Origin of the sequence: Pseudomonas sp. PDM15, assembly GCF_014851565.1 — a bacterium.
Classification (GTDB): Bacteria; Pseudomonadota; Gammaproteobacteria; order Pseudomonadales; family Pseudomonadaceae; genus Aquipseudomonas.
This window is the reverse complement of the sequence record NZ_JACVAA010000002.1, coordinates 1-22,031: the sequence shown is the minus strand read 5'-3', so window position 1 is coordinate 22,031 and position 22,031 is coordinate 1. Positions and strand designations below refer to the sequence as shown.

Below are 22,031 nucleotides of genomic sequence, written 5' to 3'. Positions count from 1 at the left end.
ACCTGGCCTCAGTGGGAAGGGGGCGCCAGAGGCTCGATGAGGCCGGGCCCCTCGTTCCGGTAGTTACCCACCGCTTTACCCACTGCATACCATTGAAACGCGTCCACCGGCAGGGCATGGTCGTGAAGCATGCGGCCAGCTTCGTCGAGACTGATGTCTGAGATCCACGTTCTCGCGCTTACCGCATCAAACACCACGGGACGCCGGTCATGAACATCGAGCATTCCGCCCTCTGAGTCAGCGGTAATTATCCGGAATCCGTCATCCGGCTTGGGCTCCTGACCAGGCTCTGAAAACTGGCCAATCGCAGGCAGGAAAAGCGGCTCGCTGTCCTGACGGCGGATGTAGTACGGCTGCTTCGTCTTCTCACCCTCGACCGGGCACCACTCGTACCACCCATCTACGCAGAGCAGTGCTCGGTGAGGCCAGACATCTCGGTAGTAGCAGCTGCTGGCAACTTTTTCGCGCGTTGCGTTGAAGTCGTTGCGGACCGGCTTTTCTGCCCACGCCGGCAGCCAGCGCCATAGCTCAGGGGTCCACAGATATCCTTGAGCCAAGCTGCGGAGCAGGCCCACCCGCGAGTGGGGAGATACGTTGTACCGATTGATCGGCTCCATTGAGGGCGGTAGCAGTAGCTGTCCTTGAAGTGCCAGCGAGGCAAGGTACTTCTGCTCCGCTCGGATCTGAGCAAGTCGTCCGCACATCGCGTTTCCTCTTGTCGGCTCCTCATTGACCATAGCAGGGATGACGACCAAAACTGTATATCCATACAGTATTTGTTGTCGATCATGAAAGACCAAGGACAGTCACCGTTTGAGTATGCGGAGCTGCACTGCCTCAGCAATTTCAGCTTCCAGCGAGGCGCCTCAAGTGCTGAAGAGCTTTTCCTCAAGGCTTGCCGTCTCGGCTATCGGGCTCTCGCTATTACAGATGAGTGCTCGTTGGCCGGAATCGTTCGAGCCTGGCAGGCATCCAAAGCTAGCGGCGTTCCGCTGATCACAGGTACTGAGGTCAGGCTAGTCGAGGGAATCCAGCTGGTTCTTTTGGCTTCCAGCCTTTCTGGTTACCAGCGGATCTGCGCCCTCATAACCCAGGGACGGAGGCGCTCGACCAAGGGCACATACGAACTGCGGCAGTCGGATTTTTCAGGCACCACGGAAGGCATCCTCGCGCTCTGGGTGCCCGGCTCCAGCGGGGACGAGGAACACGGCCGTTGGGTCGCATCGCTGTTCCCTGACCGCTGTTGGATCGCGGTCGAGCTGCATCGCGGCCCCGATGACGCTGGGAAGCTTGCTGACCTTTCCGACCTGGGCAAGCGCCTGGATATTCCGCTCGTAGCGGCGGGCGATGTGCATATGCATGCAAGAGGGCGCCGAGCGCTGCAGGACACCCTCACTGCGATCCGTAATCACTGCACTGTCGCCGAAGCTGGCCAGTACCTATACCCCAATGGCGAGCGCCATCTCAGGTCAATCGCCTCCCTGGCCAACCTCTATCCGGCGCAGCTCCTGGAAGAGACCATCCGGATCGCTGAGCGCTGTAAATTCGACCTGAGCGAGCTGCGTTACGAGTACCCACACGAAGTCGTGCCAGAGGGGAAAACAGCAGCGGCCTGGCTCCGGGAGCTGACATACGAGGGCGCCCGATGGCGCTGGCCTGAAGGCATGTCGGAGAAAGCCCGGACTCAAGTCGAGGCGGAGCTGAGCTTGATCGAAGAGCTCAAGTACGAGAGCTACTTCCTCACCGTCCATGACATCGTCCGCTTTGCTCGCAGCAAAGAAATCCTCTGCCAGGGACGAGGCTCTGCTGCCAATTCCGCCGTCTGCTTCGCCCTGGGTATCACCGAGCTCGATCCCACCCGAATGAGCATGCTGTTCGAGCGCTTCATCTCGAAGGAGCGCAATGAGCCGCCTGACATCGATGTGGACTTCGAGCATGAGCGTCGCGAGGAGGTGATCCAGTACATCTTCGAGCGGTACGGTCGTGAGCGCGCAGCCCTGACCGCAGTCGCCAGCACATACCACTTTGCTGGCGCCATCCGCGATGTCGGCAAAGCGCTCGGCCTGCCACCAGACCAACTGACTGCGCTCTCGAGTTGCTGCGGCAGATGGAGTGATCGCCTTCCTCCTCCGGAACGGCTGTTGGAGGCTGGCTTCGATCCGGAAAGCCCTGAGCTGAAGCGAATCCTTGTGCTCACTGGCGAGCTGGTTGGCTTCCCGCGTCACCTGTCCCAACACCCTGGTGGGTTCGTGATATCTGAGCATCCGCTGTTGACTCTGGTGCCGGTCGAGAACGCCGCCATGAAGGACAGGACGATCATTCAGTGGGACAAGGACGACATCGATGCCCTTGGGCTCATGAAAGTCGATGTGCTGGCCCTAGGCATGCTGAGTGCGATACGTCGATGCCTGGATCTGCTGCGCTCGTACGAGAGGTGTGATCTCACCCTCGCGACTATCCCAGCAGAGGATTCAGAGACCTACGAGATGATCAGCCGGGCGGACACCCTGGGCGTGTTCCAGATTGAGTCGCGGGCACAGATGGCGATGCTGCCCCGTTTGAAGCCAAAGACCTTCTACGACCTGGTCATCGAGGTGGCCATCGTGCGGCCAGGGCCCATCGTGGGGCAGATGGTTCATCCCTACCTGCGCCGACGCAATGGCGAGGAGGAAGTGACTTATCCCAGTGAGGAGCTGCGTGAGGTCTTCGCACGCACCTTGGGTGTGCCCCTGTTCCAGGAGCAGGTTATGCGGCTGGCCATCGTCGCAGCCGGTTACACGCCAGGGGAGGCTGATCAGCTCCGCCGCTCGATGGCAGCCTGGAAGCGTCATGGTGGTCTGGAGCCCCATCAGCAACGCCTGCGTGAAGGGATGCTTGAGCGTGGTTACACAGCGGAGTTTGCCGAGCGCATCTTCGAGCAGATCAAGGGCTTCGGCAGCTATGGGTTTCCCGAGTCGCATGCTGCCAGTTTCGCGCTGCTCACCTACGCCAGTTGCTGGCTTAAGTGCCACGAGCCCTCAGCGTATGCGTGCGCACTCATCAACAGCTGGCCGATGGGTTTCTACTCGCCCGACCAGGTGCTCCAGGATGCGCGCCGGCATGGCATTGAGGTTCGTCCAGTCGACGTCGCTGTGAGCGATTGGGATTGCACCCTGGAGGAGGCTGGCCGGCAGCTGCCAGCAATCCGTCTGGGACTCCGAATGATCCGTGGTCTGCCCGAGGAAGTAGGGCGGCGAATTGAGGTTGAACGGGCGAGGAAGCCATTCCAAGACGTGAGCGATTTCTGTTTGAGAGCAGGCCTGGACACAAAGGCCCGCGAGCTGCTGGCCGATGCCAATGCGCTAAAGAAGCTCGCCAGCAACCGTCATCAAGCACGCTGGGAAATCGCTGCTGTACAGCGACCGCTGCCGCTATTCGGTGGTGGCGTCGACGAGCAAGCTGTGGCGATTCCGACCCCAACTGTGGTCGAGGACATGCACGCCGACTACGCACGAACGGGAACCACGCTTGGCCCACACCCCCTTTCTTTGCTTCGTGAAACCCTGCGTGCGATGCGAGCGAAGAGCTCCCGTGACCTGGGCAATGTAGAGGACGGAAAACACGTAACCGTGATCGGCATCGTCACCGGCAGACAGCGCCCGTCAACTGCATCGGGCGTTACGTTTGTCACCCTGGAAGACGAGTTCGGAATGGTTAACGTCGTGGTCTGGCGTGACCTCGCCGAGCGTTACAGGCCGGCGCTAATGGGTTCGAAGTTGCTTCAGGTGAAAGGCAAGCTAGAGGATCAATCCGGCGTGAGGCATCTGATTGCGGGGCACCTCAAAGACCGGAGTGATCTGCTTGATGGGCTGGATGTGAGAAGCAGAAACTTTCATTAGCCGAACCGCCTTTTAGGCGGCCGCTATCGGCCAAGAGCGGACATTGCTTGTCACTCCCTCAGCTTCTGAGCAATCGAGCGAAGTGGCGACAGTACCTGCCGCTTGGTCTCACTGGTAAATGACTCCTGCTCGAAAACTGGCAATGCAGCTACAGATTCGTCTGGCTGCTTGTAGGTTGGGAACAGGCTAAGTGCGTTGCTGCGTTCGACGCGTGAAGCTTCGCCAGCGCTCCAGAAGTTGGATGCAACCAACTCCTTGATCTGTTGCTGGCCCTGGGCGCCAGAAGCGAATGGAGCATCGGTGCCGAACAGCAGTCGGCTTGGGTCGACCAATTCGCGCAACGTGGCCATCGATGAGCGAGAAATCGATGTGGCTGTATCCAGGTAGAAGCGTCTCAGGTAAGTCAGCACACCTTGAGTCGCTGTGTCCCTGTACTCGATCATGGTATTCGCCAGGGAGGCCCGCCATGCGACATAGGGCAGGAAGCCTCCGGCATGAGCAAGAATCCAGCGGATCTTGTGAAAGCGCTCCATCGTGCCCGACAGGATCAGATTCAGCCCCGCCCGAGTGATGTCGCAAGGGTATTCGATCACGCTCAATGGAGTGGCCAGGCCGAGTGGGTCAGTGGCCGGAACATTGGGGTGGATGAAGACGATGGCGCTGCGCTCGTTCAGCTCGTGCATCAGCTCCTCGAACAGTGGATCGCCCAGGAACTTCCCATCGTTGCTGGCCATCAGGACCACGCCGTCTGCCTTCAAGGTGTCGAGCGCATAGATGGCTTCGACACATGCCTGCTGGGTGTAAGGCAATGGCAGATGCGCAAAAAAGCCTATTCGGCTCTTGTAGCGATCGGCCAATTCACGTGAGAACTCGTTGCTGCCGCGAGAGAAGGCGGCCAGCTCAGCCTCACCAACCTGGATGCCAGGCAGAACCGCCGAGGTGATTGCGGTCTGCACTCCCTCAGTTTGCATGGATGCGATGAACTGCTCAGGCGACCAATCGGGAAGTTCCTGCCCGGCAAGTGTTCTCGTGTTGCGACGCGCGAGAAGGTCTCGCATGGCAGGAGGCACGATATGGCGATGCACATCGATCACACCGGACTTCTCGACTGCAGCGATGGCCGCCGCGTCTTCACGAGGATCAGCGTTCTTCACAAGGCTCATTTCTGGTTCGCTTTTCATGTTCGATGCGAGCACCCCTGCGCCCACGAGCGCGCCGGCGCCCGCGACGAATGTACGACGTTTCATGACCACCTCTTGTTCTTGTACTTAAACCCACATCAGCGGTTGCGCATGGACTCGACCAACGATGACATCGGCCCGGTCATCGCTCGTCGCAAGCGTCCTGCTACGGACTCGCTCTCATAAATGGGGAGAGCGGCGACGGCTTCGACGGAATGGCGGTACTGAGGGAAGAGCTCGAGGGCATGGCCTCGGGCGAGGCCGTACTTGATCGACTCGGGGAATAGATCGGAGTCATCCAGGGTGCGGCATTGCAGTGCCGAAGCGGGAGCCGGCGCGAATGGGAAGTCGCTGCCGAACAGTATGTGTGAAGGATCGACCAGCTCCTTCAGGGCCACCATGGAGTAGCGCGACGGCGACAGCGCGGTATCGAAATAGAAACGCTCGATGTAGTGCTGAACACCCTGTGGTGCGTGCCGCTCTAGGTCGGGGATATTCACCGTGTTCAGTCGCCCGGCCACAAACGGCAGGAATCCACCGGCATGAGCCAGAATCCAACGGGTATTGGGGTACTTCTCCTGGGTTCCGGTCAGAATCAGGTTGATCGCCGCACGCGTGGTGTCGCAGAGAAACTCGATGAGAAAACCCGGCATGTTGAGGCCGATGTTGACGCTGGTTTCATGCAAGTTGGGGTGCACGAAGACCACTGCTCGACGGCGATCCAACTCGCTCATCAGTTCATCGAACAGTGGGTCGCCAAGGAAATGCCCGTCAGTGCTACCCAGCAGAACTACACCGTCGGCTTTCAGCACATCCAGGGCGTAGACGGCTTCGCTGCAGGCTTGTGCAGTGAAGGGCATGGGTAGCACCGCGAAGAAGCCGAAACGCCCCGGGTACTGCGCCATCATCTCTGCGGAGTATTCATTGCAGCGCCTGGCTAGGTCGACTGCCTGAGCTACTCCATCACCGAAGTGAACGCCTGGCGCAGAGAGGGAGGTGATCGCCGTTTGGATGCCGTTGGCATCCATAACGGCGATGGATTTCTCCGGTGTCCATTTGGGAAGCAGGGCGCCCGCGACCTTCTCAATCCCCTTGGCTTGCATGGTTTTGACGAATGCAGGGGGGATTACATGGTGGTGGACGTCTATGCGCCCTTGCTTGATAGCCATGTGGATACCTCGGCGAGCATGGAATTCGAGTCGGCCAGCGACTCACCGCTAACACATTCGCTCCATGATGATCACTAGTGTTCATATAGGTCAAGGGTAGAAAACAGATGAAAGTGCATGTGGTCAGCGCCTGAGCACTACTGCAACTCCTCTAAAAATCGCTGTACTACCTGTTATAGACGCATCCTGATGTCCTTCTTGGCGGTATGTGAACAAAAAATAAGCGAATCACCGGTTGCTTTATGGTGAGCAGAGGTGTTCACTTGTGCGCAGTCGACGTTTCAAAGGTTTAAATCCGTGAGCATCATTCAAAAGCGCATTCATGAGGCTGCCCTCCAACTGTTTGCCCAGAAGGAGCTAGTGGACGTTAACGTCAGCGAGCTGGCACAGAAGGCTGGGCTCGCGCGTAACACCATCTACAAGAATCTCGAATCCATCGAAACGTTGTTCGAGACGGTAGCCACTGAGCTGGCATCCGAGATGAACGAGCGCGTTGGAAGGAGCGCGGCCCCTGGTCTAGACCCGGCGCAACGGGTGTCCAACGGCATTCGCTTCTATATTCGCCGAGCCCATGAGGAGCGCCATTGGGGCAGCTTCCTCGTCCGCTACGGCGCTTCGCACGTATCGATGCAGGCCTTGTGGGATGGCCCTCCAGTGAGAGACGTGTTGGAAGGCCTCGCCTGCCAGCGCTACAGCTTCCGCCAAGACCAACTCCTGTCTGCCATTGGCCTCATCGCCGGTGCGGTTCTGCTGGCCATCAGTCTCGTCCTGCAAGGACACAAGACATGGCGTGATGCAGGAGCAGATACCGCGGAGTTTGTCCTTCGCGGACTGGGCGTACCGGCAGACGAAGCTCGAGCATTTGCCACTGCTCCACTCCCAGAGCTACCCACTCTGAACGACTGATAAACCCGGTTCTGCAAAGCGCACCACGAGATGCGCAGGAGGAGCTTATTGCCTGAAAAAAGTGAACTCGCAGCTTAGGCCAGTCAGGCACTTCTGCTAAGCAAGCGCCCGCTAGTGCGCAGGGCGTAGTACCCACCCATTCCAAACATACGGACTTCATCGAACCCCCGATGACCCGTACGGGCCGGCTCGTCCCGAAAAAGGGCCAGCGTCGCAATACAAGAACAACAAGAGGTAGTGAAGATGTTCAAGCAACCCCAATGGCGGCCAGCACGCCTTGCCAGTGCCATCAGCCTTGCAACCTTGTTTTCCACGTCGGCCCAAGCCATCGACTTTTCTGTCGGCGAGATCGATGGCCAGCTGGACTCCACCCTCTCAATCGGTGCCAGCTGGTCGCTGCGCAACCCAGATCCCGATCTGCTCGGCAGCAGCGTTACCGACGATGGTCGACGCAACTTCGAAAAGGGCGAGACGTTCTCCAAGGTATTCAAGGGAATCCACGATCTTCAGTTGAGCTACGGCGAGACTGGCGTCTTCCTCCGCGGTAAGTACTGGTACGACTTCGAGCTGAAGGACGAGAGTCGCCCGTTCAAGGACATCGACGATCACGGCCGCAAGACCGGTGCCCAGTCCAGTGGCATACAGTTGCTCGACGCCTTCGCCTATCACAACTACACCGTTGCCGACCTGCCAGGCACCGTACGCGTTGGCAAACAGGTCGTCAGCTGGGGCGAGAGCACCTTTATCCAAGGCGGTATCAACAGCATCAACCCAGTGGACGTGGCCGCGTTCCGCCGCCCTGGATCGGAGATCAAGGAAGCGCTGATCCCGGTCAACATGGTCTACCTATCGCAGAACTTCACCGACAACCTGACCGCCGAGATGTTCTACCAGCTGGAGTGGGACCAGAGCGTCATCGACAACTGCGGCACCTTCTTCGCTCCCAATGATGCTATCGCCGACGGCTGTACTGGCCTTGTGGCCGGCCCAGTGCTGGACCAGAACGCCCTGGCGCAATCCGCATTGTCGCCCTTCGGCGTCGACTTGACCGGTGAAGGTATTCGCGTCCCCCGCGCCGGTGACAACGACGCCCGCGACAACGGTCAATGGGGCACGGCACTGCGCTGGTTTGCCCCAGAGCTAGACAGCGAATTCGCTGCCTACTTCATGAACTATCACAGCCGCATGCCATTCATCAGTGGCATTAGCAGCCCGCACATGGCTGATCTCGGTTTTGGCAGCCAGGCCTGCGCCAATATCGGCATCAACAATCCGGCGCTGTGCAATGTCGTCCTCGGTAGCGCCCAGGGCCAGGCACTGACCCAGGCTTATCGCCTGGGGACGTCGAAGTACTTCGCCGACTATCCAGAAGACATCCAGCTGTACGGGCTGAGTTTCAGCACCATCCTCGCCACTGGCACCACCCTCGCCGGCGAGATCAGCTACCGGCCGAACATGCCGATCCAGATCAGCCCGGTCGACATCATCTCCGCTGCTTCGGGTGACCCAGGCGCCTCGCCGGTGTTGTCTTCCGGCTACTTCACGGCAGCCAACAGCGCAGTACTCAAGGGATACCAGCGCAAGGAAGTGACCCAGGCGCAGGTAACTGCCACGCACTTCTTCGACCAAGTGATGGGCGCTGACCGCCTGACTCTGGTAGGCGAGGCGGGTCTGGTGCATGTCAGCGGCATGGGCGGCGACGGTCTGCGCTACGGTCGCAGCACCACCTTCGGCATGGGAGAGCTGGCCGACAACAGCGTCTGCACCAACCAGATCAACACCAGAACCCCTCAGTACTGCACCGACGACGGCTTCACCACGAGCAACGCCTGGGGTTACCGGGTTCGAGCGATCTGGGAGTACAGCAACCTGATCGACGGTATCGAGCTCAAGCCCAGTCTGGCCTGGTCCCATGACGTCAACGGTTACGGACCGGAGCCCGGCTTCAACGAAGGCTCCAAGGCCATCAGCCTCGGTCTGGATGCCGTTTACCTCAACACCTACACCGCCAGCCTTGCCTACACCGACTACTTCGGTGGCGATTACAACGCGAACGCAGATCGCGACTACGTCGCCCTGAGCTTCGCCGTGTCGTTCTAAGTGGAGTACCAACAATGAACAACAAGACCCTCTCGGCGTACTCGCTCGCCCTTGCCTATGCCCTATACAGCAGCGCTAGCTGGGCGGCCGTCAGCGCCGACCAGGCCAATCAGCTCGGCACCACTTTGACCCCGTTAGGCGCAGAGATGGCCGGTAATGCCGACGGCAGCATCCCGGCCTGGACCGGTGGCCTGACCAAGGATGCTGGTGTCGTTAGCGCCACTGGTTTTCCCAGCGACCCATTCGCCGATGAGCAACCACTATTCACCATCACCGCGCAGAACGTTGCGCAGTACCAAGACAAGCTGACTCCCGGACAGCAGGCGATGCTCAAACGCTATGCCGCCAGCTATCAGATTCCGGTTTACCCGAGCCATCGCAGCGTCGGTCTGCCGGACGAGGTCTACAAGGCCGCCAAAAGCAACGCGACCAAAACCAGCATGGTTGAGGGCGGCAACGGACTGTCCGATTTTTCCACGGCCATCCCCTTCCCGATCCCTCAGAACGGCCTGGAAGTCGTGTGGAATCACATCACCCGCTACCGCGGTGGCAGCGCCAAACGGAACCATGTACAGGCCACGCCGCTGGCTAGCGGCAAGTTTGTTCCGGTGTACTTCAAGCAGCAGTTCACCTTCCGCGACCGGATCAAGGATTTCAATCCGGCTAACCCCGGTAACGTCCTGTTCTACTACAAGCAGTTGGTCACCGCGCCAGCGCGCCAGGCCGGCGATGTGGTGCTTGTGCACGAGACCCTGAACCAGGTGAAAGAGCCGCGGATGGCCTGGATCTACAACGCCGGCCAGCGTCGCGTGCGCCGCGCTCCGCAAATTTCCTACGACGGGCCTTACCCGGCCTCCGAGGGGCAGCGGGTCGCCGACAACCTGGACATGTACAACGGGGCACCTGACCGTTACGACTGGAAGCTGGTGGGCAAGCGCGAGATCTACATCCCTTACAACAGCTTCAAGCTGGACTCGCCAACGCTGAAGTACAGCGACATCGTCCAGCCCGGCCACCTGAACCCGACTCACACTCGCTATGAGCTGCACCGCGTATGGCAGGTCGAGGGCACCTTGAAGAAGGGTGAGCGCCACATCTACGCCAAGCGAGTGTTCTTCATTGATGAAGACTCCTGGCAGATCGCCCTGGCCGATCACTACGACTCGCGAGGCTCACTCTGGCGAACCGCCGAGGGGCACCTGACGCCGCGCTACGACATACAGGTTCCCTGGCTGGGGGTGGAAGCGCTGTATGACCTGATTAATGGCCGCTACATCGTCTCCGGCATGCGTAACGAAGAGAAGGATCCGATCGAGTTCGGCTTCTCCTCCCTGTCCTCTGAGTACACCCCAGCTGCTTTGCGCAACGCAGGCATTCGCTGATTCCAGTTACTCCAGTCGAAGGCGTTCCGCCCGAGACCCTCGCCGCCCCTTCGGGGCGGCTTTTTTAAAAGAAACGCTTACCGCAGCCGAAAGATCAATTTAGTCCTCAAATGAACACTTGTGCTCATTTATGAGCAGTTGTAGATTTGTAGGGCACAACAACAAGCAGGTATTTCTGGAGCGCACATGACCAGCAACGCAGCCATTCCAGGTCTTACATCCCGTCACGTCAGCGTTGGCCGGCGGCAGATATTTATCAGCGAGGTTGGCCAGGGCCATCCTCTACTCATGCTGCACGGTGGCGGTGCAGGCGCATCTGGGATGTCCAACTACTCGCGCAACATCGAAGCACTGGCCAAGCAGTTCCGTGTTCTGGTGGTGGATATGCCCGGCTATGGCCAGTCGACCAAAGGTTTGGACCGGAGCGACTCCTTCGGCGATCTGGCCAAAAGCATGCTCGGCCTGCTCGATGTGCTGCAGATCAAGTCTGCCCACGTGGTTGGCAACTCCCTCGGCGGAGCCTGCGCATTGCGTATGGCCCTGGAGGCACCGTCGCGCGTTTCGGCCCTCGTACTGATGGGGCCGGGAGGTATCAACACAACGCGCAGTCTGCCCACCAAGGGGCTGAATCAACTGCTCGACTACTACAACGGTGAAGGCCCGACGCTGGAGAAGATCACCCGCTTCATCCGCGAATACCTGGTTTATGACGGCAGCCTGGTGACCGACGCCATGATCACCGAGCGCTACCGCTCCAGCATCGATCCGGAAGTGGTTGCTGCTCCGCCGCTGCGCCGCCCGCCAGGCCTGAAAGCCGCATTGCGCATGGACTTCACCCGCGACGCACGCCTCGACCAGTGCCAGGTGCCGACACTGGTTCTGTGGGGTGCAGACGACAAGGTCAATCGTCCCAGCGGCGGGGAGACACTGCGCAAGCGCATGCCCAACTGCGACCTGTACCTGTTCAGCAAAACTGGGCACTGGGTGCAGTGGGAGCGTGCAAGCGAATTCAACGCTGTCACTGCTGGCTTCCTCGCCTGCCATACCCCGGCCTAAGCACGCGGAGTACCTATGAAACAGGACATCTTCGGCGCCAGCAGTATGGGCTATGTGGTTATCGAGTCGATCCAGCTGGAGCGCTGGCAGGCACTGTTGCAAAACGGTATCGGTCTTCACCTGGAGCAGGTGGATGGCCCGCTGCTGGCGTTTCGCATGGACCACCATCAACGCCGCATCATCGTCAAACATGGGCCGGCGGAGGACTTTGCCGCTGTCGGCTGGCAACTGAAAGACCAAGACACGCTGAACATTGTTCTCCAGCGACTGAAGACGCGCGGTATCGCTGTCCACGAGGGCAGCGCAGGCGAAGCTGCAGAACGAGGCGTGGTGCGTTTCTGGCGAGTGATGGGGCCTAAGCGCATGGCCATCGAGCTGTTCATCGAGCCGCTTACCACCGACGAGCCTCTGAGCATGCTCAGTGAAGGCTTCATCACCGGTGACGCTGGTATGGGCCACCTGGCGATCACCAGCCGTCGCGGCAAGGACATGCGCCGCTTCTGGCAGGAAATCTTCGATGCCCGGCAGAGCGACACCATCGTCGAGCAGCTGGCCGGCGTGACCGTCGACATCGAATTCTTCCGCGTCAATCCGCGCCACCACTCGATCGCGATCGCCCAGGTTCGTGGCCTTGCGCTCGACCCGATCCGCACCAAGGCCCAGCACATGAACCTGCTGACCACCTCGGTCGGCGGGCTGACCGACGCCTTCATGCGTTGCCGCCAGTTGGGCTTCGAGATGGCTCATGAAATCGGCGAACACCCCAACGACCGCGAGCAGTCGTTCTACGTCCTCACTCCCTCCGGCTTCGAGCTGGAGCTGGGCTGGAACGCCCTGGAAGTCGACGAGGCTAGCTGGCAGATCGCGACTTACCAGGGCATCAGCCTGTGGGGCCACAAGCCACAAAAGCTTGGTACCTGGAACAAGCTCAAGACCAACCTGAGCAACTTCGGCCAAGGTCTGCGCTCGCTGCGCAGGGCCGAGTACTCCCCGCTGCAGGAACAGCCATGAACAATTCTGAAATCGTCGACGTTGTCATCGCCGGCCTCGGTCCAACCGGCGCCACCTTGGCCCATTTGCTCGGCAAGCGCGGTCTCTCGGTCATCGTGCTGGAGCGTGAGCCTGTGTTCTACGGAAATGCCCGTGCGGTCTACACCGACGACGAGTGCATGCGCGTGATGCAGGCTGCGGGCGTGGCCAAGGACCTGGCGAGTGACATGCAGATCGATACACCCGCGCAATGGACATTCCCGGATGGGCGGGTAATCGGTCGCTACTGGCAACTCAAGCGCAGCTTCGGCTGGCCGGTGATCAATTTCCTCTACCAGCCCTGGCTGGAGACCAAGCTCAGTGATCTGCTGGCCAATCACCCAACGGTGAAAGTGGTGCGTGGGCGCGAACTGGTGGACTTCGAGCAGAATGGCGAGCTTGTCACGCTCACACACCAGGCCACGCAAAACTGCCGCTTCGGCGATGGTGACGGTAGCCGCGTTGATCTTGAAGTAGATCCGGCACCGATGACTCTCAAGGCGCGCTACCTGGTCGGCGCGGACGGCGGGCGTAGCACGGTGCGCGAGAAGCTCGGCATCGGTATGGATGGCAAGAACTTCCCCGAGCCCTGGCTGGTGGTCGATCTGGAGATGAAGGACGGGGAAGACGCGCTGCGCCACATTCCTTACTTTAACTTCATCTGCGACCCCGACTGCCCTGTAGTCAGCTGCCCGCAGCCTGGGCGCTTCCATCGCTTCGAGTTCATGCTGATGCCCGGCCAGACCAAGGAGTACATGGAGGACCCGGCCACCGTCCGCCAACTGCTAAGCCGCTATGTCGACCCCGACAAGTTCGAGGTCAAGCGCAAGCTGGTCTACACCTTCAACGCCCTGGTTGCCCGTGAGTGGCGCCAGGGTCGGGTACTGCTGGCCGGCGATGCGGCGCACATGACCCCTCAGTTTATGGGCCAGGGCATGAGTTCAGGCGTTCGCGATGCCTACAACTTGGCCTGGAAGTTGGAAGCCGTGCTGCGTGGCAAGGCCGCCGACAAGTTGCTCGATACCTACGGCTCCGAGCGGTACCACCATGCCAAGGCGATGATCGACATCTCGGTGATGATGAAAGACTTCGTCTCGATGTCGAACCCGTTCAAGACCGCGCTGCGCAATTTCGTGGTCAGGGCCATGAACGCCACTCCGGTGGTGGGCAAATGGCTGCGCGAGGGGGGCTTCAAGCCCACCCCGACCTACAAGCCCGGTTCGTACCTGGGCCTGCCTAGAAGCGGTCGCCGCGACGTTGCGGGCACTTTGCTGCCCCAGCCGGAGGTACGCACGTTCAAGGGTAAGCGCGTGCCGCTCGACGAAGTACTGGGTGAGGATTTCGCGCTGCTTGGCCTGGAGAACAATCCCCGGGTTTCCCTTTCGGCCGAGTCTCAGCAGTTCCTAGCTGCGCTAAATACTCGCTACGTCACGCTGTTCCCCTTCGGCGGCCGCCCGCAGGGCATGGACGTGCAACGTTTCAGCCCCGCGGATTTGATCGAGGTCGAGGAGCCGGGTGAGGACCTGGTGCGTTGGTTCAAGCGCGCTGGGCGCGGCCGAGACCTGGTAGCCGTGGTGCGCCCGGACAAGTTTGTCTTCGCCCTGTTGCCGGCCGAGCAACTGGACGCTGCGCTGGGCGAACTCAAACGTCAGCTCGGCTGGCAGCCGAACCTGGTTTCCGGCCAAGCGAATCTCCCCGACATGAGGAAGAGCGCATGAGCCTCGATGCCCTGATGAAACTGGAGCAGGCTGCCGACGCATTGACGCAGGCGCGACAGCTGCGAGAGCCCTGCGCTCAGATTTCAGCGACCTTCGGTATCACCACCCTGGCCGGCGCTTATGCCGTACAAGAGATCAATACCCAGCGCGCCCTGGAACAGGGGCGGCGGCTCGTTGGACGGAAGGTTGGTCTGACGTCCACCGCGGTGCAGCAGCAGTTGGGTGTCGACCAGCCAGACTTCGGCATGTTGTTCGCCGACATGGAGATCGCCGACGGCGATGGGGTCGATTGCAGCCGCCTCATCCAGCCCAAGGCAGAGGGCGAGATCGCCTTCGTGCTCGGTCGTGACCTGCCCAATGCCGACACCACGCTGGCCGAGCTGATGAGCGCGGTGGAGTACCTGCTCCCGGCGATTGAGATCGTCGACTCCGCAATCGCCGACTGGAAAATCACCCTGGTTGATACGGTGGCCGACAACGCCTCGTCCGCCCTCTATGTGCTGGGCAAGCAACCCACCCGCTTGTCCGCATTGGATCTGCGCCTCGAGGGCATGTTGCTGGAGAAAAACCGCAGCCAGGCCTCAATCGGCGTTGGAGCGGCTTGTCTAGGGAATCCGCTGAACGCCTGCCTCTGGCTGGCTCGCACCATGGCTGAGTTCGGCCGCCCGTTGCTAGCGGGTGACGTCCTGCTCTCGGGCGCCCTAGGCCCCATGACTATGGTCGACCCCGGCGATCACCTACACCTACGTCTGACTCGCCTGGGCGAAGTCAGCTGCCGCTTCTACTGAGCCACGGGCCTGGAGAACTGAATGAGCACCAAGAAATTGAAAGTAGCCATCGTTGGTTCCGGCAACATCGGCACCGACCTGATGATCAAGGTTATGCGCAATGCGCAGCATCTGGAAATGGGCGCCATGGTCGGCATCGACCCAGCCTCGGACGGCCTGGCCCGGGCGGCACGCATGGGCGTCGCTACTACCCACGAAGGCGTCGAAGGTCTATGCCGACTGCCTGTTTTTCAGGAAATCGATTTCGTATTCGATGCCACCAGTGCCGGCGCACATGTCTGGAATTCAGGTTATCTGCGTGCAGTTAAACCTGGCATCCGCCTGATCGATCTGACCCCGGCAGCAATTGGCCCGTACTGCGTGCCAGTGGTGAACCTGGAACAGAATCTCGACCAGCTCAACGTCAACATGGTCACTTGCGGGGGGCAGGCCACCATACCCATGGTCGCTGCAGTATCGCGGGTGGCTAAAGTCCACTACGCCGAGATCATCGCCTCCATCGCCAGCAAGTCTGCCGGCCCCGGTACTCGCGCCAATATCGACGAGTTCACCGAGACCACCAGCAAAGCGATCGAGGTAATCGGTGGAGCAGCTAAGGGTAAGGCCATCATCATCATGAACCCGGCCGAGCCGCCGCTGATTATGCGCGACACCGTGTTCGTGCTCTCCGAGGCTGCCGACCAAGCCAAGGTCGAAGCAAGCATCAAGGAGATGGCTGCCGCGGTGCAGGCCTACGTTCCCGGCTACCGACTGAAGCAGGAGGTGCAGTTCGATCTCATCCCTGAATCCGAACCGCTGAACATCCCCGGTCACGGCCAGTTCTCCGGGCTGAAGACCTCGGTGTTCCTCGAAGTCGAAGGCGCCGCCCACTACCTGCCGGCCTACGCCGGAAACCTCGACATCATGACCTCCGCCGCGCTTGCCACCGCCGAGCGAATGGCCCAATCCATGCTCAACGGCTGAGGAGCGAGCAAATGACTTTCGATCCGAGCAAGAAGCTGTATATCTCCGATGTCACCCTGCGCGACGGCAGCCATGCGATCCGACACCAGTACCGCCTGGAAGACGTGCGCGCCATCGCCCGTGCCCTAGACAAGGCTAAGGTCGACTCCATCGAGGTGGCCCATGGCGATGGCCTGCAGGGCTCCTCGTTCAACTATGGTTTCGGTCGCCATTCCGATCTCGAGTACATAGAGGCTGTAGCCAGCGAGATTAGCCATGCCACGATCGCCACGTTGCTGCTGCCCGGCATCGGTTCCGTGCATGACCTGAAGAATGCATATGAGGCCGGCGCTCGCACGGTGCGCGTCGCCACCCACTGCACTGAGGCGGACGTATCGAAGCAGCACATCGAATACGCCCGCGAGCTAGGGATGGATACTGTAGGGTTCTTGATGATGAGCCATATGGTTCCGCCCGAAGAGCTGGCCCGCCAAGGCAAGCTTATGGAGAGCTACGGGGCGCAGTGCATCTACATGGCTGACTCCGGCGGCGCGATGAACATGAATGACATCCGCGACCGCATGCGCGCATTCAAGGCGGTTCTCAATCCGGAAACACAGACTGGGATGCATGCCCACCACAATCTAAGCCTCGGGGTGGCCAACTCCATCGTCGCGGTGGAAGAAGGCTGCGACCGCATCGATGCCAGTCTGGCCGGCATGGGTGCCGGCGCCGGCAACGCACCGCTGGAGGTATTTATCGCTGCTGCCGAGCGTATGGGGTGGAATCACGGCACAGACCTCTACACCCTGTTGGACGCAGCCGACGACATCGTCCGTCCTCTGCAGGATCGCCCCGTGCGCGTCGACCGCGAAACCCTCGGTCTCGGCTACGCCGGCGTGTACTCCAGCTTCCTGCGCCATGCAGAAGTCGCTGCTGCCAAATACGGTCTCAAGACCCTGGATATCCTGGTTGAGCTAGGAATGCGGCGCATGGTCGGCGGCCAGGAAGACATGATCGTCGACGTCGCCCTAGATTTGCTTAAGCGATCAGGTTCAAGCCAAGTGCTCCCCACCTGATTGGGGCAGGACTAGGTAGGTTTAGCCCGCTGGGAATGCCGCGATTGGGCTCGTGACCGATAGTTCGGAATGCTCATAGAGATCAGCACAACCACGGGAATTTCCGAGCAACGGGATAGTGGATTTAATCTGCTATCCCGCTTTTTTAGACATAGATGCTGCTTCTCAACGGCCGCTTCTGGCCGCTCTGAGCCTGTCGCATCAGATAGCTGCCATTCGACTAACGGGGCCGGTCGTATCTCTAGAGTTCACGCCCTAGAGACGACAATTGCCTCACATTTAGCCCTTGAAATAGACCATTTGATGAGTGGTCACCAATAGCTCACCATCAGCCCCCCACAGCTCCGCCGACTGGTCGAAAAAGCCGCGATGGAATCGGTTGGCGCGTGCCACGCCCAGCAGGGCACGATCCCCCTGGCGTGCCAGCGACTCGGCGTCCGCGTGGAAATAAGTGGTCAGAGACACTGTGCCCGCTGGCATCATCTGCTGACGACGCACGAATACTCGCGGAAAGAAAACATCACTGATCGCCATCAAAGACAAGAAATCCAGCGGGCGAGGCGGCTCATCACGTACCCACAGGCGGGTTGTTGCCCCTAAGGGTTCGCTACCGGGCTGCAGACCGCCATCAATGACATGGAGTGCGTAGTTCTTGGCCCACCCCGGATACATCCGCGTGTCCAGGCGTGTGACCTGAGTCACCGCAGGCACCTCGGGCATGACCAGATCTGTCGCCTGCCAGCCAGACTCCGGGCGCTGCGCAGTCATCGCCGTCGCAGTCACCACTGTCTTTCCTAGCTGGTTTAGCGCTAACACCCAGTGCTGCGTTGTTCGGGTTGCACGTGCGAGTTGCACTGTCACATCAAACTCGGCATCAGCGACAACACCGGCGAAATTCACCGTCATGGCAACTGGTTGCCCCAGGCATCCTGGATTGGTCAGAACGCCATTGAGCAAGGTTGCGGCAATAATGCCGCCGAATGGCCCCACCATGTTGGCATAGCTACCGCCGAAATGGCCGCGTAACAGGCCCTCCTGGATAGAGCTCAGTGCGATGGCGGCATCCAACGAATGCAGTGACATATCAGGTTTCTCGTCTGTTGGTATGAGGATTCAGCAGTTGAGTTTCGAGTGCAGAGAATAAGCCGCGCAATCCCGGTCACGCACATCGGGTGTGACCAGCGCCCGCGCAAGTAGAACGCCACCGAAGATCTGGCTCAGCAAGCCCAGGCCAGATTGTCATCCTGCAAGACCGCACTGATGCGCTGTTGCTAGGTCATCCGCATCCTTTCTTACCAATAGCGGACATTGCCGATGTCTCTTTCTAGCCCCGTCGAATGAGCCAAACGCCACTAACGATGAGCACCAAACCCGCAGCCTTGCCAACCGTGATAGGTGACGCACGAAAGCCAGCCCATCCGTTGTGATCGAGCAGTAGAGCCATCCCTAGCTGGCCAGCCAACACCAGGGCCATGAAGAGCACCGCCCCAATGCGAGGCCCGCAGAACGCTGCGGTAGCAATGAAAAAGGCGCCGAGTAGCCCGCCTCCCCATTGCCACCAACTCATCTCTCTAAGGGCAAGCCAGGTGGGCAAATCCCGATTCACCCAAGCCAGCAGCAGTAAGGCCGCGGCACCAACTGAGAATGAAACCAGTGATGCTGCGAGTACCCCAGGGAGGGTTCTCGCAACCAGCCCGTTTATGCCTGCTTGCAGGGTAAGCATGGAACCTGCGAGCAATGGCATAACAAGCAGCAACCAGTTGGGCATGGTGTTCTCCAAAACTAGGCTCTGTGGTTTGTAGGGAGATGCTGGCTTCGACTTCCACTTGGTCACTTATCAATGCGTACAGGGAAATCTCGGGCGACAGGATGGAACGCCCCGTACAGATGCTCTTAGTCCGAGAGCGGGGCAAAAGCCGCCTCGATCCAGTTAGAAAACTCGCTCGCAAGATGCCAGCGATGGGCAGAAACAGCCCCAGGAATGATCATCGTGGGGAACTCGACAGTCAGCTTGGCTCGGAAGCCGAGCCCTTCATTACGAAACTGGTGGCGCACGCCACCAATCACTAGTCCGTTTTCTGCCTTAGCTACGCCTGCCGCTTGATAGGGATACGCAGGATCGGGGGGTGAACGAAGGCTGGAAAGATCCTGATAGTCGATCATGAACCTGCCTACTAACGGGGAGCCTCCTGTGGTCTCAATCACCTCCTGAGCACCGTTAGCGTTCGTTTGAATCACATAGTGATCAGGAGAGGCAGCGAGCATCGCCAGTTCGTCATTCAGCTCTGTACGCTTGAGGAACCAATCGACGAATTCGCTTGCAGAGCCTCGATCAACTAGTAGCTCGGTGACGCTGAAGCGACGACGGCCATATGAAATCCGGGCAACAAAATTTGCCACAGGCTGAGACATAGCAAGCTCATGTTGAAGGAGCTGCCGAATTCCATTCGATCCCAATGCAATTTTTCGATCCAAAACCTGATTTCTCAGGGTCACCAGATCCTCATTGCCAGTGGGTTTCCCACCAAGTCTTTTGAGTACAACTAGCGCCCGTCGCCGCTCCCAGTCCAACACTTGCCCACGAGGAATCTCGCGACCGCCAATGAAGGTTCTGATGTTGATAGTCACGATAGATAGCTCCTGCAGTAACCAACGCACACGCGCCAGTGATCCGGCCAGCTCACTGTTTCGCAGCTGAGTGGGCTGCGTAGAGAGGACTGGCATGCGATAAAAAAAGCCGCCGAAGCGGCTAAGGGTCTCGGGCTTTCGCCGTCGACGGGAGTGGTGCCTACGCACAGGCAGGTCACATAGGCACCGGTCGATCAATGGGCTCTGAACGCCACGACAATGGCGGCTCAGAGCGAGCCTTACCGAATGCCCATGGTGCGCAGCGTCGCTGGCAGGAAATCTTTCTTCGACGCCTTGAAGGTGAAGTCATAAGGCTTGCTGCTTTCGTTGATCATTCCGGATGCGATGTAGCGCCCAGCGATCAGGTCATAGAGGGCTTCGGGCGTCGGATAGCTGATCTGCGCATCGTAGAAATACTGAAGATGCGACTCTCCAACACGCCATAGGGCACCCCTGTTGTCGTAGTGATCCGCCAGCGAGATGGCCCAGGTGTCCTCGTCGATATAGATATGGCGCTTGCCGTAGATGTGGCGCTCTCCTGGCTTGAGGGTTGCCACCACCTCCCAAACGCGATGCAGCTCATAGCGTGTGAACTCGGGATTCAGGTGCCCCGGCATGAGCAGATCTTTGATCTTGATCTTCGGAGAAGCGGCGAGATAACTGTTGTACGGGATGTACATCTCGCGCTTACCGACCAGCTTCCACTCGTAGCGATCCGGGGAACCGTTGAAGTGCTCTAGCCCATCGGCTGTCCGCATGCCGTCAGAGGCCGTGCCTGGACCGTCGTAGGAGACCTGCGGTGCTCGGCGAACGCGACGCTGGCCCGAGTTATAGAGCCAGGCAAGTCTGGGCTCTTTCACTTGATTGAGCGTCTCGTGTACCAGAAGAACGTTGCCTGCCAGGCGGGCCGGGGCATTGATCTTGGAGTTGTAGTAGTAGAGGAGATTGCTTGCGCTTTGCGGGTCGAAGTCCGTTACCCGATCTGCCAGCGCATACCTCTCATCGGCATCCACTTGGACATAGGCGCCATTGGCCTGTGGCACAGCCAGAGACGTCTGCCGTAACGAAGTGTTGCCGCGATAGCGGGCGATATGGTTCCAGACCGCCTCCAGGCCATTCTGCGGGATCGGGAAAGGAACCGCCGTCTTGAAGCCCTCAATGCCATTGCCATTCTCAACGAGCTTGGTGGTGACGGCGTTCTTCCGAATGTCTTGCGCTACCTCGTCAGGCACCCCTGCAGAACGATGAGTCACGTACACCGGCATCTTGTAGGTGTCGGGGTAACGCTTGAACAGGGCGACTTGACCGGGACTGAGCTTGTCCTGGTACTGGGCGTAGTTCTGCGCATTGATGACAAAGAGGGGTTTTTCGCTTGAGAACGGATTGTCGCGAAAGCCGTTCTGTATGTCGCCGGCATCCTTCGGTAAGCCGCCTTGCCACTCAGGAATCGAGCCGTCAGCATTGCCTGCTTTCTCGGCACCTAGCGGAGTCAATGAGCTTCCCAGCCGAGCAGCTTGTTCTTCTGGAACAGCGGCAAAAGCAGGGGTGGAAAGAGCGCAGCAGAGCGCCACACTCGATGCGAGTCTGGTTAGAGTGATCATCAGTTTGACCTTTAAAAATTGGCGCCGACGGTGACGGACAGGAAGTCGCGGTCAACCAGGGAGTTGTAATCGCCACCGAAGAAGTCGGTATAGGTGATCGAGGCGGTGTAGGTACTCAGGTAGTCGGCGTTCAGACCGATGCTGACGGCCTTGGCACCTTCGTTGAAGTTGGGGCCATAGCCATCCACGTCATGCGACCAGGCGACAGTCGGGGTCAGGTTGATACCAGCGATGACGTTGGTGTACTCAAGGTTGGCGCGAAGTCGATAGCCCCAAGAGTTCTGGGTGTAGAAACCGTCGTCGTTGCAGTTTTCCACCTGAGGGTTGAGCAACGTTTCGCAGATGCTTGATCCCAGCAGCGAGGGCTGCGTGTATTCGCCAGAGCCAAATACCGAGTCACGCCCGAAGCGGGCCTCATCACCACTGCCTTCACCGATATCGGCAATATGGTTGTAGCCCACCTCGCCGATTACAGTAAGACGCGTTGCCTTCAGCACCTGGTCAAAGGTCTGCGTCAGCGACACCTGCGCCTGAGTCACTGGCTTGCGCTGATAGCCCTGGATGTACTCGTTGG

General features: G+C 59.5%; 18 protein-coding genes. 10 read left to right on the top strand and 8 right to left on the bottom strand.

Annotated features, from left to right (window positions below; all coding sequences use genetic code 11):
- Positions 1-8 precede the first annotated feature (8 nt).
- Positions 9-800, bottom strand: a complete 792-nt coding sequence (locus tag IB232_RS04105; RefSeq protein WP_225592147.1) for an SOS response-associated peptidase family protein — start codon at positions 798-800, stop codon at positions 9-11.
- On the opposite strand from IB232_RS04105, the gene IB232_RS04100 reads away from it, so the two are divergent.
- Positions 789-3,878 (top strand): error-prone DNA polymerase, encoded by a 3,090-nt coding sequence (locus tag IB232_RS04100; protein WP_192397294.1) that lies wholly within the window; start codon positions 789-791, stop codon positions 3,876-3,878. The genes IB232_RS04105 and IB232_RS04100 overlap by 12 nt on opposite strands.
- 50 nt (positions 3,879-3,928) lie before the next feature.
- On the opposite strand, the gene IB232_RS04095 is transcribed toward IB232_RS04100, so the two are convergent.
- Entirely contained in the window at positions 3,929-5,125 is a 1,197-nt protein-coding gene (locus IB232_RS04095) for an amidohydrolase family protein (protein ID WP_225592146.1), read from the bottom strand.
- A gap of 32 nt (positions 5,126-5,157) precedes the next feature.
- Positions 5,158-6,228: an amidohydrolase family protein gene (locus tag IB232_RS04090; RefSeq protein WP_192397293.1), complete on the bottom strand. Its 1,071-nt coding sequence runs from the start codon at positions 6,226-6,228 to the stop codon at positions 5,158-5,160.
- Between the two features lie 297 nt (positions 6,229-6,525).
- Between IB232_RS04090 and IB232_RS04085 the strand changes: the two genes are divergently transcribed.
- From IB232_RS04085 to dmpG, 9 genes are all read left to right on the top strand, one after another.
- Positions 6,526-7,134: a TetR/AcrR family transcriptional regulator gene (locus tag IB232_RS04085; RefSeq protein ID WP_192397292.1), complete on the top strand. Its 609-nt coding sequence runs from the start codon at positions 6,526-6,528 to the stop codon at positions 7,132-7,134.
- A gap of 243 nt (positions 7,135-7,377) precedes the next feature.
- Positions 7,378-9,234: a DUF1302 domain-containing protein gene (locus IB232_RS04080; RefSeq protein ID WP_192397291.1), complete on the top strand. Its 1,857-nt coding sequence runs from the start codon at positions 7,378-7,380 to the stop codon at positions 9,232-9,234.
- Between the two features lie 14 nt (positions 9,235-9,248).
- A complete protein-coding gene (locus IB232_RS04075; RefSeq protein ID WP_192397290.1) occupies positions 9,249-10,616 on the top strand; it encodes a DUF1329 domain-containing protein in 1,368 nt (455 codons plus the stop codon).
- A 186-nt stretch (positions 10,617-10,802) separates the two neighbouring features.
- Complete coding sequence (locus tag IB232_RS04070) at positions 10,803-11,672, top strand: alpha/beta fold hydrolase (RefSeq protein WP_192397289.1); 870 nt, start codon at positions 10,803-10,805, stop codon at positions 11,670-11,672.
- Positions 11,673-11,687: 15 nt separating this feature from the next.
- Positions 11,688-12,683 (top strand): VOC family protein, encoded by a 996-nt coding sequence (locus IB232_RS04065; RefSeq protein WP_192397288.1) that lies wholly within the window; start codon positions 11,688-11,690, stop codon positions 12,681-12,683.
- Complete coding sequence (locus tag IB232_RS04060) at positions 12,680-14,419, top strand: bifunctional 3-(3-hydroxy-phenyl)propionate/3-hydroxycinnamic acid hydroxylase (protein WP_192397287.1); 1,740 nt, start codon at positions 12,680-12,682, stop codon at positions 14,417-14,419. Before IB232_RS04065 ends, IB232_RS04060 begins: the two co-directional genes overlap by 4 nt.
- Complete coding sequence (locus tag IB232_RS04055) at positions 14,416-15,207, top strand: 2-keto-4-pentenoate hydratase (protein ID WP_192397286.1); 792 nt, start codon at positions 14,416-14,418, stop codon at positions 15,205-15,207. Before IB232_RS04060 ends, IB232_RS04055 begins: the two co-directional genes overlap by 4 nt.
- 21 nt (positions 15,208-15,228) lie before the next feature.
- Positions 15,229-16,170: an acetaldehyde dehydrogenase (acetylating) gene (locus tag IB232_RS04050; RefSeq protein ID WP_192397285.1), complete on the top strand. Its 942-nt coding sequence runs from the start codon at positions 15,229-15,231 to the stop codon at positions 16,168-16,170.
- An 11-nt stretch (positions 16,171-16,181) separates the two neighbouring features.
- Positions 16,182-17,228, top strand: coding sequence for a 4-hydroxy-2-oxovalerate aldolase (gene dmpG / locus IB232_RS04045; RefSeq protein ID WP_192397284.1), 1,047 nt, complete (start codon positions 16,182-16,184; stop codon positions 17,226-17,228).
- 279 nt (positions 17,229-17,507) lie between these two features.
- On the opposite strand, the gene IB232_RS04040 is transcribed toward dmpG, so the two are convergent.
- The 5 genes from IB232_RS04040 to IB232_RS04020 all read right to left on the bottom strand — a co-directional run.
- A complete protein-coding gene (locus IB232_RS04040; RefSeq protein ID WP_192397283.1) occupies positions 17,508-18,311 on the bottom strand; it encodes an acyl-CoA thioesterase in 804 nt (267 codons plus the stop codon).
- A 241-nt stretch (positions 18,312-18,552) separates the two neighbouring features.
- The gene (locus IB232_RS04035) at positions 18,553-18,996 is read right to left on the bottom strand and encodes a DMT family transporter (protein ID WP_192397282.1); all 444 of its coding nucleotides are present in this window, start codon (positions 18,994-18,996) and stop codon (positions 18,553-18,555) included.
- A 125-nt stretch (positions 18,997-19,121) separates the two neighbouring features.
- On the bottom strand, positions 19,122-19,856 hold the full coding sequence (locus IB232_RS04030; RefSeq protein ID WP_318652230.1) for a hypothetical protein: 735 nt from the start codon (positions 19,854-19,856) through the stop codon (positions 19,122-19,124).
- Positions 19,857-20,095: 239 nt separating this feature from the next.
- The gene (locus tag IB232_RS04025) at positions 20,096-21,457 is read right to left on the bottom strand and encodes a DUF1329 domain-containing protein (protein ID WP_192397281.1); all 1,362 of its coding nucleotides are present in this window, start codon (positions 21,455-21,457) and stop codon (positions 20,096-20,098) included.
- Between the two features lie 11 nt (positions 21,458-21,468).
- Positions 21,469-22,031 (bottom strand): DUF1302 family protein (locus tag IB232_RS04020; RefSeq protein WP_192397280.1); only part of this gene is annotated, 563 nt, incomplete at its 5' end.

What these genes read in the sequence shown, in the direction of transcription:
- IB232_RS04100 (WP_192397294.1), top strand. Translation starts at nt 789, where the DNA reads ATGAAAGACCAAGGACAGTCACCGTTTGAGTATGCGGAGCTGCACTGC.
- IB232_RS04095 (WP_225592146.1), bottom strand. Translation starts at nt 5,125, where the DNA reads ATGAAACGTCGTACATTCGTCGCGGGCGCCGGCGCGCTCGTGGGCGCA.
- IB232_RS04090 (WP_192397293.1), bottom strand. Translation starts at nt 6,228, where the DNA reads ATGGCTATCAAGCAAGGGCGCATAGACGTCCACCACCATGTAATCCCC.
- IB232_RS04080 (WP_192397291.1), top strand. Translation starts at nt 7,378, where the DNA reads ATGTTCAAGCAACCCCAATGGCGGCCAGCACGCCTTGCCAGTGCCATC.
- IB232_RS04075 (WP_192397290.1), top strand. Translation starts at nt 9,249, where the DNA reads ATGAACAACAAGACCCTCTCGGCGTACTCGCTCGCCCTTGCCTATGCC.
- IB232_RS04070 (WP_192397289.1), top strand. Translation starts at nt 10,803, where the DNA reads ATGACCAGCAACGCAGCCATTCCAGGTCTTACATCCCGTCACGTCAGC.
- IB232_RS04065 (WP_192397288.1), top strand. Translation starts at nt 11,688, where the DNA reads ATGAAACAGGACATCTTCGGCGCCAGCAGTATGGGCTATGTGGTTATC.
- IB232_RS04060 (WP_192397287.1), top strand. Translation starts at nt 12,680, where the DNA reads ATGAACAATTCTGAAATCGTCGACGTTGTCATCGCCGGCCTCGGTCCA.
- IB232_RS04055 (WP_192397286.1), top strand. Translation starts at nt 14,416, where the DNA reads ATGAGCCTCGATGCCCTGATGAAACTGGAGCAGGCTGCCGACGCATTG.
- IB232_RS04050 (WP_192397285.1), top strand. Translation starts at nt 15,229, where the DNA reads ATGAGCACCAAGAAATTGAAAGTAGCCATCGTTGGTTCCGGCAACATC.
- dmpG (WP_192397284.1), top strand. Translation starts at nt 16,182, where the DNA reads ATGACTTTCGATCCGAGCAAGAAGCTGTATATCTCCGATGTCACCCTG.
- IB232_RS04040 (WP_192397283.1), bottom strand. Translation starts at nt 18,311, where the DNA reads ATGTCACTGCATTCGTTGGATGCCGCCATCGCACTGAGCTCTATCCAG.
- IB232_RS04035 (WP_192397282.1), bottom strand. Translation starts at nt 18,996, where the DNA reads ATGCCCAACTGGTTGCTGCTTGTTATGCCATTGCTCGCAGGTTCCATG.
- IB232_RS04025 (WP_192397281.1), bottom strand. Translation starts at nt 21,457, where the DNA reads ATGATCACTCTAACCAGACTCGCATCGAGTGTGGCGCTCTGCTGCGCT.